11 protein-coding genes are annotated in these 13,656 nt (G+C 41.9%); 5 read left to right on the top strand and 6 right to left on the bottom strand.

All coding sequences use genetic code 11. The features are described 5' to 3' along the window. The first annotated feature begins 366 nt into the window (after nt 1-366). The 3 genes from GM921_RS00445 to GM921_RS00455 are packed head-to-tail and all read left to right on the top strand — an operon-like array spanning nt 367 to nt 6,239. Nucleotides 367-1,671, top strand: coding sequence for a TlpA family protein disulfide reductase (locus GM921_RS00445; protein ID WP_182920643.1), 1,305 nt, complete (start codon nt 367-369; stop codon nt 1,669-1,671). Then, a complete protein-coding gene (locus GM921_RS00450) occupies nt 1,668-4,871 on the top strand; it encodes a SusC/RagA family TonB-linked outer membrane protein (protein ID WP_182920644.1) in 3,204 nt (1,067 codons plus the stop codon). Before GM921_RS00445 ends, GM921_RS00450 begins: the two co-directional genes overlap by 4 nt. 6 nt (nt 4,872-4,877) lie before the next feature. Next, on the top strand, nt 4,878-6,239 hold the full coding sequence (locus tag GM921_RS00455) for a RagB/SusD family nutrient uptake outer membrane protein (protein WP_182920645.1): 1,362 nt from the start codon (nt 4,878-4,880) through the stop codon (nt 6,237-6,239). A gap of 35 nt (nt 6,240-6,274) precedes the next feature. On the opposite strand, the gene GM921_RS00460 is transcribed toward GM921_RS00455, so the two are convergent. From GM921_RS00460 to GM921_RS00475, 4 genes are all read right to left on the bottom strand, one after another. Beyond that, nucleotides 6,275-6,598, bottom strand: coding sequence for a hypothetical protein (locus GM921_RS00460; RefSeq protein ID WP_182920646.1), 324 nt, complete (start codon nt 6,596-6,598; stop codon nt 6,275-6,277). Between the two features lie 133 nt (nt 6,599-6,731). After that, a complete protein-coding gene (locus GM921_RS00465) occupies nt 6,732-7,166 on the bottom strand; it encodes a MauE/DoxX family redox-associated membrane protein (RefSeq protein WP_182920647.1) in 435 nt (144 codons plus the stop codon). An 85-nt stretch (nt 7,167-7,251) separates the two neighbouring features. Beyond that, nucleotides 7,252-7,812 (bottom strand): Crp/Fnr family transcriptional regulator, encoded by a 561-nt coding sequence (locus GM921_RS00470; RefSeq protein ID WP_182920648.1) that lies wholly within the window; start codon nt 7,810-7,812, stop codon nt 7,252-7,254. A 62-nt stretch (nt 7,813-7,874) separates the two neighbouring features. After that, complete coding sequence (locus GM921_RS00475) at nt 7,875-8,282, bottom strand: hypothetical protein (RefSeq protein WP_182920649.1); 408 nt, start codon at nt 8,280-8,282, stop codon at nt 7,875-7,877. Between the two features lie 209 nt (nt 8,283-8,491). Between GM921_RS00475 and GM921_RS00480 the strand changes: the two genes are divergently transcribed. Beyond that, on the top strand, nt 8,492-9,397 hold the full coding sequence (locus tag GM921_RS00480; RefSeq protein ID WP_182920650.1) for a LytTR family DNA-binding domain-containing protein: 906 nt from the start codon (nt 8,492-8,494) through the stop codon (nt 9,395-9,397). Nucleotides 9,398-9,708: 311 nt separating this feature from the next. Then, nucleotides 9,709-10,491, top strand: a complete 783-nt coding sequence (locus GM921_RS00485; protein ID WP_182920651.1) for a helix-turn-helix domain-containing protein — start codon at nt 9,709-9,711, stop codon at nt 10,489-10,491. Nucleotides 10,492-10,549: 58 nt separating this feature from the next. On the opposite strand, the gene GM921_RS00490 is transcribed toward GM921_RS00485, so the two are convergent. Together GM921_RS00490 and GM921_RS00495 are read right to left on the bottom strand one after the other, a co-directional pair. Beyond that, entirely contained in the window at nt 10,550-12,721 is a 2,172-nt protein-coding gene (locus GM921_RS00490) for a glycosyltransferase (protein ID WP_182920652.1), read from the bottom strand. Then, a complete protein-coding gene (locus GM921_RS00495; protein ID WP_182920653.1) occupies nt 12,718-13,620 on the bottom strand; it encodes a glycosyltransferase family 2 protein in 903 nt (300 codons plus the stop codon). The genes GM921_RS00490 and GM921_RS00495 overlap by 4 nt, the downstream gene beginning before the upstream one ends. Nucleotides 13,621-13,656: the final 36 nt, after the last annotated feature.

Genomic DNA, 13,656 nt, shown 5'->3' on the forward strand with positions numbered 1-13,656 from the left:
AATAAGCACTAAAGGTGGCCCAAATCTTTATGCTTTCTTTCGGTTAAATTGATTAACCGTGAAAAAACTAACCAAAACGATATTCAGTTTTATCATTGATTTTCAGCAATGGAGAAGATGGTGTGTTGTGGTTGCTTTTTTCTCGGGAATTTTCTTTGTGTACAGTTTAGGGTTTAAGATCCTGATTAGCCTGGTGATCTGTAGTCCCGAGTAGTTGGGGCTATGGGAACGGGCGGTGTTGTTGGATTTGGGTTAAATAGTTAATAACTGCCGTCCGTTTTTTCTTTTATTTCTTTCTTTTTTGGGGTGTGGTGTTTTTGTGCTGCATTTCTTTTAGTTCAACTTAAATTTTTTAGAACCATAAACATGAAAAAATTGATGATTTTATTCGTCCTGGGACTGCTACGCCTGAATTGTGGGGTGATGGCTCAGGAGGTTATAGGGGCTGTGGTGCCGCTGAAAGTGGGAGATAGGGTGCCCGAGGTATTATTGGGGCGGGATTTGGAGTTTTATGCTGGAGGGAAAGTCTCTTCGGTGCGGCTTTCTTCGTTTAGCGATAAGTTGGTGATACTGGATTTCTGGGCAACATGGTGCAAGGCTTGTATTCCTGAGCTTTATCGGCTAGATAGTCTGAGTTTGGGTTTTGCAGGGGATTTTGTGGCTTTACCAGTGACTATGCAATCGGTGGTGGATATGCAAGGTTTTGAGAAAATTCAGGGACGCTTGGTACATTCGGTGGTGTCGGATAAGGTGCTGGCAACATATTTTCCGCATCTATCGGTGCCGCACCAGGTGTGGATCCGAAAAGGGATAGTCGTGGCTATTGCCAGCAAAGCTTATGCGACAGCGGCGAATATCCGTTTGGCGCTTTCTGGAGCGGCATTGTCCTTTCGAGAGAAGAGTGAGCAGCTTGATTTTGATTCGGGGAAACCGCTTTTTATAGCGGGAAATGGCGGCGATGGCAAGGAGCTACTGAGTCAGTCGGTGATCGCTGGATATGTACAAGGACTTGACAATTCGGGCGAGCGGGTGCTGCAGCGTAAGGGGTTTATCTCGCTGACCAACGGAACGCTGATGAGTTTATACAGTAGGGCACTGGAGGCACAGATTCCATTTTATCCAGTGAATAACAGATTTGTGATCGAAACTGGAGAGCAGCTACGTTCGAGAATTCTTTTTGATGGAGATGATGCGGCTCAGGAGAATTGGATGTTACAAAATGCGTATTGCTATAACTTGGTGTTGCCTGGTGGGGTTTCTAGAGCAGAGCTGATGGAGATCATGCGCTCTGATTTGGATCGGTTTTTTAAGGCTCATCTGGGGGTGCAGGTATCAGTGGAAAAACGGAAAGTGAAATGCAGGGTGCTGAAGGTGGTTGGAGATACTGCTGGGCTTGTGGCTGTCTCGGGCGGAAGGAGCTTGCCTGAGTTTATTGCAGCTTATAGCTATGCCAACTGGAACTTACCTCTACCAATTGTAGATCAGACAGGACTTTCTTCTTTGCTAAGGATGGACATAAAAGTAAACTTTAAAGATCTTTCTGCGGTGAATGCAGCGCTGGCAGTCTATGGCTTGCAATTTTCGGAGGAAATTGCTGAAACAAACATGGTAATTGTGAGAGAAGTGGGTGGCGGCTCACTTTTAAAGGAAACTATAAAGAGGGAGAGATGATGGAAGGATTAAGATATAGAGCAGTACGCTTTTTAATACTGTGCTTTTTGCTTGGCCTTACAGTTGCCAGCTTTGGGCAAATAAAGGGACGGGTGGTGGATGGTGCGGATGGAAGATCGCTTTCAAGTGCCGTAATTAAGGTGAAAGGAAGCAGTTTTGTGGTGATGAGCGATAGTTCGGGAAGGTTTGTCGTGCCTAGTGAAAGTAAAGTACTGCTGGTGAGTCTGACGGGCTATGCTCCGATGGAGCAAGTTGTAGCAGGTGCTGAATTGGGAGTACTCGTACGGCTAGTGGCATCGATCAAACTGCTGGATCAAGTGGTGGTCAATACGGGCTATCAGCAATTGGTGCGCGAGCGGGTGACGGGTTCTTTTGTAAAAGTGGATTCGGCACTATTGAACAGGAGTGCTTCGGCGGATCTGTTGGGGAGATTGGAGGGAACGGTTCCAGGACTAGTTTTTGACCGGCGGGGAGTAGAACCCGAATTCGATAGAAGTACAACCAAATTGCGTATTCGCGGAGAGAGTAGCATCAACGTGGCCACCGAGCCGCTGGTAGTGGTTGACAATTTCCCTTATGAAGGGGATTTGACCAATATTAATCCTAGCGACGTTGAGAGTGTTACCGTGCTCAAGGATGCAGCAGCAGCCAGTATCTGGGGGGCAAAAGCGGGGAATGGGGTGATTGTAATTACTACCAAAAAGGGCAAGTACAATGGCCCACTAGAAATCTCCTTTGGCTCTAACCTTATCTATTCGCCCAAACCCGATTTGTACTATGACAGGGGCTTTATGCCCTCGGTGGATTTCATTGAGGCCGAACGAGCTTTCTTTGCAAAAGGCTTCTATTCGGCCTTAGAGAATGATTTAGGTAAATCGGTGCTATCGCCCGTGGTGGAATTGTTGTTCGATGGAAAGAATGGACGACTGACTTCCGCACAGGTGGATGCGGCGATTTCGGGGCTATCGGACAACGATATTAGAAAACAGGCAAACCAGTTGCTGTATAGAGGCTCGATGCTTAGTCAGTCTTCACTCTCGATTTCGGGCGGTTCGGCTCGTAGCAGTTCCATACTAAACCTTGGCTATAACAATTCGCTCGCTTCGGTGCGTGGGAACCAATCAAATCGGCTAACCTTAAATACCCAGCATCGCTACCGCCCGCTCGAAAAACTAGAGTTGACAGTAGGGCTGTTTCTGGTGCAAGCAAGGGAACTGGAAAATGGAGTAGCGTTTAGTGACCTTGGCGTTGGAGCATATCCTTATGCACAGCTCGAGGATACCGATGGGAATCCCCTTGCATTGGTACGTGATTTTCGTAGGAGTTATGTGTTACAGGCACCTGCTTTAAGTCTATTGGACTGGCAGTACAGACCAGTGCAAGAACGAGATCTACTCGATAATACCAATACCACAAGAGAACTGCGGACTTCCTTCGGACTGAAATATGGCCCTTTTCGTGGGTTTAATGTTCAGCTGGACTACCAATTTCAGGGACAATGGACAGACAGAGAAAATTTGTATGCAAAAGACAGTTACTACGTACGTAATCTGGTGAACAGGTATACCCAAGCAGACGGATCGATGGCCTTTCCAAATGGTGCGGTGTTGGATGCGAACAGTTCATACAAGAGTGGGCACAGCCTCAGGGGGCAACTGAACTATCAGCAAAGTTTTGGCATACATTCGGTAAATCTGCTACTGGGAGCTGAAGGGCGAGAAGTGGTAGCAGAAACCAACGGATTAAAACTATACGGCTATGATCCAGAAGTGCTGACTTTTGCAGATAGGTTAGATTTTGTGACCCGTTACCCAACTAGACCACGACTGACCGCACAGTTGCCAACTAACAGTGGGGCAGTCGGTTCCCTAACCGATCGGTTTCTTTCTTCTTATGTAAATGGTTCCTATAGCCTATTAGAAAGATATACCTTGAGTGGGAGCGCTAGGCTCGACGGTTCAAATCTTTTTGGGGTAAAGGCCAATCAGAAGAGTGTTCCACTTTGGTCAGCAGGCCTGGCCTGGAATATGGATAAAGAACAGTTCCTGAAATTTCCATGGCTAGACAGGTTGAAGCTTAGAGCGAGCTATGGATTTAATGGAAACATTGATAACCGAATATCTGCTTTTGTAACCGCAAGCTATGCCAACGATCCTTTAACTGGCCAACGCAGGGCATCAGTGTTGAATCCTGGCAACCCCCAATTAAGATGGGAAAAGGTGCAGATTACCAATCTCGGTCTTGATTTTGGATTTTTCGGAAGGTTCGGAGGTAGCCTTGAATATTACGTGAAACGCGGAAAGGATTTGTTGGGTAACCGCACAATCGATCCCACTACAGGCCTTGGTGCAGCGGCAATTACTAATCTGGTGAACTATGCTTCGACTAGAACTAATGGTTTAGATTTTTCGTTGGACTACCGTTCAAAAGGTGCTATCCGATGGACTGCATCATTGCTGTTATCTTATGCAAAGGATATAGTGACCGAATATGAAGAAAAGGCAAATGTGCCAGTCATTACATTGGTGACGGGTACTGTGGTGCCCCCAGCAACGGGAAGATCGCTGAATAGTATATACAGTCTTCCTTGGTACGGGCTAGATCCGGCAACAGGTGATCCGTTGGTGATGGTTGGCGGTGTATTGGGGAAGGACTATACGGGTTATTTTCAACAGCTTAAACCAGAACAACTCATTTACCATGGTAGAGGGAATCCACTGCTGACTGGATTTGTTCGTAACGGAATAAGTTACGGCAATTTTTCGTTAAGTGCAACGCTCAGTTTCAAGACTGGTTATTATTTCAAGCGTGACGGACTGAACTATTCCACACTTTTTTCCAGTGGTGCTGGAAATGTGGAGTTTGCCTCTCGGTGGAAAGTGCCAGGGGATGAACAGTTTACTAGTGTCCCTGCTATTCCTGCCAGTATCAATGCCAATAGAGAAACGGTCTACGGCCAGTCCAGCCTGATGGTGGAACGGGGTGACCATATTCGGCTACAGGATGTCAACCTTTCTTATCAACTGAAGCTTCCATCGAGAACTAAAATGGGTCTACGTGTCATGCAGCTTTATCTGCTGGGGAACAATCTGGGCCTACTGTACCGAGCCAATAAATTGGGACTGGATCCAGATATGCCCTTAGCAATCTATCCGCTAGCTCCCACTTTTACGATTGGTATCAAAACAAACTTAAACTAGATTCTCATGAGAAAAAGAACTAAAACAACTGGACTGGTGATTGTATTTTTACTAGCATTAGTGTTTGGCTGTAGAAAAGATTTTCTGGAAGTCAAATCCAATAAAAAATTGGTTGTACCCACCACGGCGAAAGATCTGCAGGCTCTGCTGGACAATACGGCTGTGATGAATCAGCAGGGAGATCCTTCGCTCGGCGAACAGGGAGCAGGAGATTTTGTACTTGCTGATGCGAGATGGGAGACGATTTCTGCTGCCTCGGAGCGCAATGCCTATATCTGGGCAAGGGATATCTTCGGCTCCGAACCGACTAGCTATGATTGGAACCGTCCTTATCAGATGATTTTCTACGCCAATACGGTGATTGAGGGTGCCCAAAGACTGAAGGATGGCGCTGACGCTGCAAAATTGCGTGGACAGGCGCTGTTTTACCGGGCATGGGCCTTCCATAACCTATTACAGGTTTTTGGCAATCCTTATATGCTAGGTGCCAGCAATGATGCCGCAGGAATTCCCTTAAGGCTGGAGGCCGATATCAATTTGCCTTCCGTAAGATCTACGGTGGCCCAAGGATATGCTCAGGTCATTTCTGATCTGACCGAAGCCAGTGGGTTATTACCAGATCTTCCACTGGTTAAGACCAGGGGATCCAAAGCGGCTGCCTATGCACTACTAGCGAGGGTTTATCTTCAAATGGGCAAGTATGAACAAGCATTAGACTTTGCTGAAAAAGCGCTTACTCTTCAGGCTGTACTCTTGGATTACAATAGCATCAGTCCGACCGCGGCAAATCCTTTCAAGGTTTTGAACGATGAGGTCATTTACCACTCGGAACTAGTCTATGCCTCGGCCTTTGGAAGTACACGTCTTAATGTCGTTCCTGAGCTCTACAATTCTTATGGGGCAGATGATCTGAGGAAGGTGTTATATTTTTTCAACAATGCAGGAACGATGGCATTCAAAGGGAGCTATACGACCTTGCCATTCTTTTTTTCTGGACTTGCAGTGGATGAAATGCTATTGATCAAGGCCGAGTGCCTTACAAGGATGACAAAAGATACTCAGGCGCTTGAGGTGCTGAATACACTCCTAGTGAAAAGGTATAAAACTGGTAAATTTGTGCCACTTGTTCCAAGTGTAAACCAATCGGTGCTAGATCTGGTACTTTCAGAAAGGCGAAAAGAACTGGTATTTCGTGGCATTCGATGGGCGGACCTTCGCCGGTTAAACCAAGATCCTAATTTACAACGCGAACTCATTAGGGTGATCAAAGGACAAACCTATCGATTGCCACCGGGTGATCCAAGATATATAATGCCTTTGCCTAACGATGTACTTCGCCAGTCTGGTATGCCCAATAATAACAGATAGAAAAAGGGGAACGAGTTTACCCGTTCCCCTTTTTATTAATCCAATAATCTTCTGAGCTCGTCAATTTGGTTGGAAGGATCGGAAGCTACGTTTGAAATCGGCGCTTCTGGATTCATCGGATCGGAAATGTCTGTCTCGTCAAAGGCTACACTGCATACAGGTTTAGATGGATTGGAAGATACACAGTCTCCTCCTGGTTCTTCATTGCCTTGATAGCTCAGAATGTCACCGGTTGAGGTGTCTACTTCGAACCAGTACTGGGTATCTTGTTTAGGCTGAAAAGCACTCATGCCCAAGACTAGAACAAGGCCAAAGAAAGCAGCAAGAATGGCGAAATTGAGTTTTTTGATTGTTTTCATGTGATTGATCACTGTTTTGCATTTGAAAAAGCGAACGAAAAAGTTGGGTTTGAATTAGGACGATTTATCTACCGGTGAGGTGGGTAGCTACCGCTATCTCTAGGCTCCCAGAGCCTAGAGGTAGCGTTTTAGTTTAGATTCGGTTCTTCTGTTGGTAAACGACAAGACTTGCATAGGTAGATAAGGCAAAGAAGACGAGATTAAATAGCAGGTGCTGTTTCCAGCCCAAGCTTTTCAACACCCCGCCACAGGAACAGGGCACTTTTTCAAATACCCCTAAAAGTGCTATGACAATGTAAATGGTGAATACGGTTAATAGTAAGGTCGAGAGATAAAATCCTAAGGGTCTTGTAGCTGTAAAGACTAGGAGTGTCGCTGCAGTAAGTTCTGATAGGGGCAGGACCCAGAAAATGAAATCTGAAAAGGATGTGCTAAAAGGTTGCCTATACAGCGAGAAACGAAAGGCTGTTGGTTCGGACCACTTGCTTAGTGCGGTATAGGTCCATAGAAGGATGAGTAAAAAGGTAATGCACTGGATAGCCAGTGTGTTGTATTTTTTAGGTATCATGCCAGTTCTGTTTATTGAACCAAATTAACTAGGATGGAATTTTTTATACGGGAAGGGTTGCACGATTTGGTGAGAAATCATGCAATCAGAGTAGATCGCTGAGGGTTCGTCGGGTGATATTGAGGAAACTGGCTTGTTGTTCTCGCGTCAATTGGTTAAAGGCGCTGTGGAATTCCTTTTGGGCATAGGCGAATTTTTCTGCAGGGCTGTGATAGGTGAGCATAAAGCTATGCCTGATAGACTGGGTGAGGGCCTCTGCTAAGTAAAAGTTCAGGATAAAGTGCATATCATCGTATTTTGCACTCAGGGCATTGACGGTTCGATGGTTGATGGAGTAGGCCGTCGCGTCGGATAGGAACCAGATGTCTTGCTGCGAGGGTTGCTGGTGAAAGAAGCTTTCTCCAGAAAAAACGATATCATGAGCTGTCCATAGCATAGTGATACAATTGGTTTGCTTATAATGCTGGCTGGAGGCCATTGCTCCTTGCTGGATCAATAGGATATCTCGTGATTGTTGTCCGCTTGCCAGCCATTGCTGCCCTTTTTTATAGTGAACCTGTTCGGCTGATGCGGTGAACTCTTGGAGGAAACGTCTGGAAATCATTCGAAGTTCATTTGGCCCTGCGAATAATGTGTTATGGTCCATGGGTTTGCATTTTTAACGGGCTGACTAGTCTTTTCTTGCCAGCCCGTTAGGTGAGTATGGTGCTATACTGGGTTTTGGTAGCTGATGGTGAAGATCAATTCTTCGCTACTGGTGTAGCCATTTGCTGCAGAAAAGCTTGAACTGGTCTTTTTATCCAGATCCAGCAATTTGCCGCGATCCTCGCTATCCTCAGGCTCAGCTCGCTGGACTTGTGCTTCCTTAACTAAGGAAATCGGTAGTCGGTTTCCCAGGAAATACTGGCAGTCACTTGCGGCCCTGGCGATGAATTGTTCATCGATTACTTGTAGAAAATTGATTTGACTTTCATCGAGAATAAAATGTTCGATGATCCAAGCGCTAAAGTCGCTTCCAATAGAATCGGCCTGTTGTTGAAGCTGGGCATCGGGAAGAGCATACATTTCGCTGATGAGGTCCTGTAGACCGCTTGTCGATAAGGGGAATTTTTCCATGATATTGATATTTTAGGTGAATGATCCGTACTCGTAATAGCTACGGCTTGGGTCAAAACTAGCGGATGAAAAAGCGGTTTCTTCACTATTAAAGCCTGTTTTATGGTGAATGGTAGATTTAGGGTGTTCAGTGGTAATTCTTGGAGTGTTAAGGTGTCCAGGCAATGCTGAAAGAAAAAAAATATATACTTTTGGCCTCACCTATGCCTATGAGAAATACATTACATCCTGAAAAAGTCGACTCGATCAATTACCTGAAATGGCCGTTCAGGCTAATACTTTCCATTGTCGTTGCGCACCTGATTACCGTGGAGGGCCAGTCCAAGTCTTCCTGGCAGCTATTCCATCAGTTGAACTATTGGGTGGCTTTGGCCTTTAGTGTAGTGGCTTCCTTTCTACTGATCCAGATGGTTCACTGGATAACCAAATGGTTAGACAGCAAGTACGATTGGGTGAGATCATGGTTGCCAAGAGTATTGTTGCAATTTGTATTGGGAATCCTGCTGGTGTTGGTGCTGGATATTCTTTTTATTAGAGGATATTTCTGGGTCTTCAATAATGATTTTGATAGGAGCGGTTACATGACCGTAGAATTTCCGATCATCAAATGGATGGTATTGTCCTTGAATATACTGTATGTAGCGTGGTTTTTTGCTGCTCATTATTTCGCAAGTTCACTAGTTAATCAGCAGTTGAGCAGCGAGCTTGATGGATTTTACCAGATGCGAGAGAAACAGGAAGGCTATCAGTATACCATTGAAACCAAGCTAGGAAACAAGGTGGTCATGGTGCTACCACAAGAAGTATTGTGTTTTGAACGAGAGGAAAATGTTGGTTATGTTTGGATGAAGGATGGCAGAAAATACAACATCGACCTGAAGATGCAGGAGCTTGCCGAACTATTGGATCCCCTAGAGTTTTATCAAATCAGTCGCTCACTGATGTTCTCCCTTTCGGCTATTAAGGGTTATGAGAAAGTGAAGAACAAGCAGGCCAACCTGATTTTGACCGATGATTTCGAGGTTTCAGTTTCCTTGCTAGTCAGCCGTAACCGTTTCGATGGTTTCAAAAAGGCTTTTGAGGCGTCAAAAGGGCATGCCTTGGGTAAGCTTTAAGTAGAGAAGTTATTGTTTGGATTTTTCGATATGCTTACTTTCATACTGCTCTTTTTTGTTCCAGGAAAACGGTATAGAAATAGGAGAGGTTCTTTTGAAGAAAACAATACCGCTAAACTTATCAATTAAAGGCATATAGCCTGGTTTTACATCTTTATCACAATTTTGTTAAGATGCCCCTATATTTTTAAGGTCAATAATTATGGGAGATCTATACGGCTCGTCTTTCCTTTCCTACCATTGACCACCTAAATAGCGTCTAAGTTCCATTTTTTTAAACCAATCCTATTATTTCGCCTTAAAAAGAAATAATGTATTCAGTTTTTCAAGTAATGGATTCGGCTTTACCTGATGGCTTTAGTGGTCAAAACCAAGTTCTTTTTGTGTTAAGGGGTGATGGTCATTTGAGTATTGGAGCGACGGAATTCAGCTATACTTCGGCAATGGCTTTTGCCTTCAAGGGGGATGTAGCCCCAGAGTTGTTGTCTGGTAGGATGGAGGTGGCTTATCTTGTGTGTTTTTCTGATAAAGATCTTGAGGATTTTGTGTTGCGTTATCCCTTAGCTAGGAATGTTGCTCGAGAGGTTCGGCCCTGGCGACTTAACCTAACCAAAGAACGGATACCTCATTTGGAACAGGAATTAGGACTTTTGAAAATGGAATTGGTTCTCGGGACTAATAGGGAGCGGCTCAGGCTGCTGTTCTCCCTGTTGATGTTACAACTTTTTGAAGGTGAGATTCCAGCTAGGGGTAGCTTGACTGGGAAAAAGGACTTGATCGATGAATTTAGGGAGAGTTTAGAAAGATATTTCCGTTTACAGCGGTCTACCCGTTTCTATGCCCGAAAACTGGCTGTTTCTTCTCGGCGCTTGAATGGTCTGTGCAAGGATTGGTATGCAGGAAAAAGAATGTTTGAGGTGGTGTTGGAACGAATCTGCCTAGAGGCCGAAATTTTGTTGCTAGATATTGATATTCCGATAAAGGCGGTGGCTTATGAACTAGGTTTTTCATCAACACAGCATTTTAGGGTGTATTTCAAACGGTTCAGGGGAATGAGCCCTAGTGAATTTAGGTTTGGGTTAGAGAAAACTTAACTAGCTTACGGTTGAGGATAGTGGTTTTTAATGACAATAAATGTTCTTATAAACGCATTTACTCTACACATTTTTCAAGCAAAAATCTTCTAAACTTTTCAAGCTCCGTTTTTGTATGCTTAGAACTGATATTTTCACTTGCAAAAACCTTATTTAACCAATTATTTAGATTTTCTAGGCGCTCTGAGGTATTAAAAAATCTTTTTCCCATTCCAAAGCCAATAGCGCAATGTAAAACTAGTTCTTCAGTGGTATGCTCTATACCACGCTTGTCCAATTGATCACTTAACAGTTCCATTACGTTTTGCTGCATTTCCTTTTGATGATGCATCACGGTATTGTTAGGATGAGTACGGTAATTGATCAAAGGTATTTGTATGTTTTTTATTTTTGTTTTTCTAGACAATCTGAACCATAGCTCGTAATCCTCACACCTACTGTATTCTATATTATATGGATTTTTTTTTGCTAATTCACTTCTCATAATGACAGTTGGATGAGAAATTGGATTAAAAAAAAGCATTCCTAAATCTATTTCCTTGTTTTCTTCGGGCACTTCAATTTTATAGAATGGCATGCCATTAGGGTCAACAACGTTATGCAAACTACCTACTAAGCCATAATCTAAATTAGCTTCCAAAAAATCTATTTGCTTTTTTAGCCTTTCGACATGCATGGTGTCATCAGCATCCATACGAGCAATGTATTTGCCTTTTGCTAGTTTAATGGCTTTATTCAGTGAATAAGAAATACCTAAGTTACTTTCATTTTGCAAATAAACTATTCGGGTATCGGTTTGGTTTTTAATGAGCTGGTCAGTGCCATCCGAAGAACCATCGTTAATAAGAATAACTTCAAAATCAGTAAAAGATTGTTTAAAAATACTCTCCAAACATTCTTGTAGATATTTTTGGGCATTATAGCAAGGTATGATAATACTGACGAAGGGCGTACTGGATGAAATCACCTTGCTTTGAATATTGTTCTTTATCAATTCGGTTTTTCCCGAAAGAGTTTTCTCGTATACTGCTACCGTTTCTTCAGCCATACGCTCGGCTGTAAAGTTTGCCAAAGCATATCGCATTGCATTTTTAGTTAATCGTTTAGCCTTTTCAGGATTTTCTAGCAAAAACGAGATTTTTTCGATCAGGTCTTTTTGGTTAAGTGAGGCTTTATCTTTTTTAAAATCTACCTTAATTCTTAAACCACAATCATCATTTACCATCTCTTTCAGTCCATCTACATCACTTACAATTATAGGTAGACTGTTATGCATCATTTCCATGCAAGTATAACTGCATTGTTCTACATAGCTAGGAACAATTCCCATATCGCTCATAGCATAGAAATCATACAGTGTTTGCTTGTCTAAACTGCCACATAGTGTTATTCTACTCCAATTGTTTTTAGCGAGTTTTAAGATCCCTTCATAATTACCCGGACCAGCTATAATTAAACGGAAATTGGGGTGCTTTTTTAGTAATAGACTTAAGCTGGATACAATATCAAATATACCTTTTTGTAGATTAATATTACCTGCAAAAATCATCAATTTTTCAACCTCATCAAATCCGTATTGCTTACGTAATTTGTTTTTGTTATGATTAAACTGAGGTTGGATTAGCGAAGGATTTAAGCCATTCGAAATTTTAGTGAGCTTATGGGTATCTATTTTAAACAATTGCGTAAATGATTTCTTAGCGCAATCTGTTACTGTTATAATGTGATCTATATAAGTGTATGACCCAATTTCATAAAGTATTTGCTTGTTTGTAATTTTGATTGCCTTATTTTTTGTAAATGCATTGTGTAGCTCATAAAATAACTTGTAATCAGAAGAAACATATTCTTTCCAGGAAATACAATGATTGACTAAAATTGTTGTACATGTAATCTGTTTTTTGATAAGATATGCTAGATTGCAAAGATTGATCCAGTTAAATTGAAGAACTATATTCTTACAATTTTTGATTTCGTTCACAAAAAAGGATATTGATTTTAAATCAATATCATCTGTGAAAAGCTTTGAAAAGCTACTTACTGGTAACTTATAAAGTTTTCTAGAAGATTGTTCCTCAACTTTTGGTTCTGTAAACTTATCACTAAAGACAACATAATGTAGAATGATATTTCTATTGGCTTCTAAATAAGGAATAATATTGTTTTTGTATGAAGAAACTCCGTTTATAGAGTTTTTCAGATCTAGATCAAAATAAAAAACATTTATCATTCTTGCTCAGTTTCAAGGCCTGCATTTTTCATAATATTTACTTTGAAAGTATCCAACATATACTGAGAAAAGTTTTTTTTTAAGTAACTTGATGAGAATATTTTTTCAAACCACTGTCGCAAATCATTTTCCACCTCTTTTTGTCCAACAAGTTTTTTACTTGAGCCAAAACAAATTGATGCATGTAACATCAATTCTTTAGGAGTATGGCAGATGCCCTTTTTATTAAGTTCTTTAGAAAGTAACTTAATAACAGAAGTTTTTAATTCTTTTTGGTTTAAGTTGCAAGTGCTTTGGGAATGAGATCGAACATTTAAAAAGAAGAATGGTAAATTCGTGACTTTTGAGATTTCAGAAAACCGAGTCCAAAGTTCATGATCTTCGCAGTGCAAAAAATTTTTATCGTAAAGAAGTTTTTTAACAAGTTTAGTTCTCATCATAACAGTAGGATGAGCAAAATGATTTGTAAACATCAATCCTAGTCGTAAGTAATCAGGATCAGTATAATTCTTCATTTCAGAAATTATCCTTCCATTGCTATCCATTATTTTATACCACGAGCCAACTATACCAAATTGCGGGTTCTGATCCAGGAAATCAACTTGCATTTGTAGTCTATTTCCTACCATGATATCATCTGCATCCATACGAGCAATATATTTTCCCTTTGCGAGTTTTATCCCTAAGTTAAGGGTTTCTACGATGCCCAAATTTGCTGGATTCTTTAAGTAATGAATTCGCTTATCTTTTATCCTTTCAACAATTTCCGTTGTATTATCGATACTTCCATCATCCAGAACCAAAAGCTCGTAATCTTTATATGTTTGTTCAAGAATACTTTGAATGCATTTCTCAATATAGTTAGCGTAGTTATAGGTGGGAAGTAATATAGTTATCAAAATTGTTTCAAATAATTAATTTTTAGAAAAAATATA

This window comes from Pedobacter planticolens (assembly GCF_014172375.1).
GTDB lineage: Bacteria > Bacteroidota > Bacteroidia > Sphingobacteriales > Sphingobacteriaceae > Pedobacter > Pedobacter planticolens.

Coding starts and splice junctions, on each gene's coding strand:
- GM921_RS00485 (WP_182920651.1), top strand. CDS start 9,709: ATGTATTCAGTTTTTCAAGTAATGGATTCGGCTTTACCTGATGGCTTT.
- GM921_RS00455 (WP_182920645.1), top strand. CDS start 4,878: ATGAGAAAAAGAACTAAAACAACTGGACTGGTGATTGTATTTTTACTA.
- GM921_RS00475 (WP_182920649.1), bottom strand. CDS start 8,282: ATGGAAAAATTCCCCTTATCGACAAGCGGTCTACAGGACCTCATCAGC.
- GM921_RS00480 (WP_182920650.1), top strand. CDS start 8,492: ATGAGAAATACATTACATCCTGAAAAAGTCGACTCGATCAATTACCTG.
- GM921_RS00465 (WP_182920647.1), bottom strand. CDS start 7,166: ATGATACCTAAAAAATACAACACACTGGCTATCCAGTGCATTACCTTT.
- GM921_RS00450 (WP_182920644.1), top strand. CDS start 1,668: ATGATGGAAGGATTAAGATATAGAGCAGTACGCTTTTTAATACTGTGC.
- GM921_RS00470 (WP_182920648.1), bottom strand. CDS start 7,812: ATGGACCATAACACATTATTCGCAGGGCCAAATGAACTTCGAATGATT.
- GM921_RS00445 (WP_182920643.1), top strand. CDS start 367: ATGAAAAAATTGATGATTTTATTCGTCCTGGGACTGCTACGCCTGAAT.
- GM921_RS00490 (WP_182920652.1), bottom strand. CDS start 12,721: ATGATAAATGTTTTTTATTTTGATCTAGATCTGAAAAACTCTATAAAC.
- GM921_RS00460 (WP_182920646.1), bottom strand. CDS start 6,598: ATGAAAACAATCAAAAAACTCAATTTCGCCATTCTTGCTGCTTTCTTT.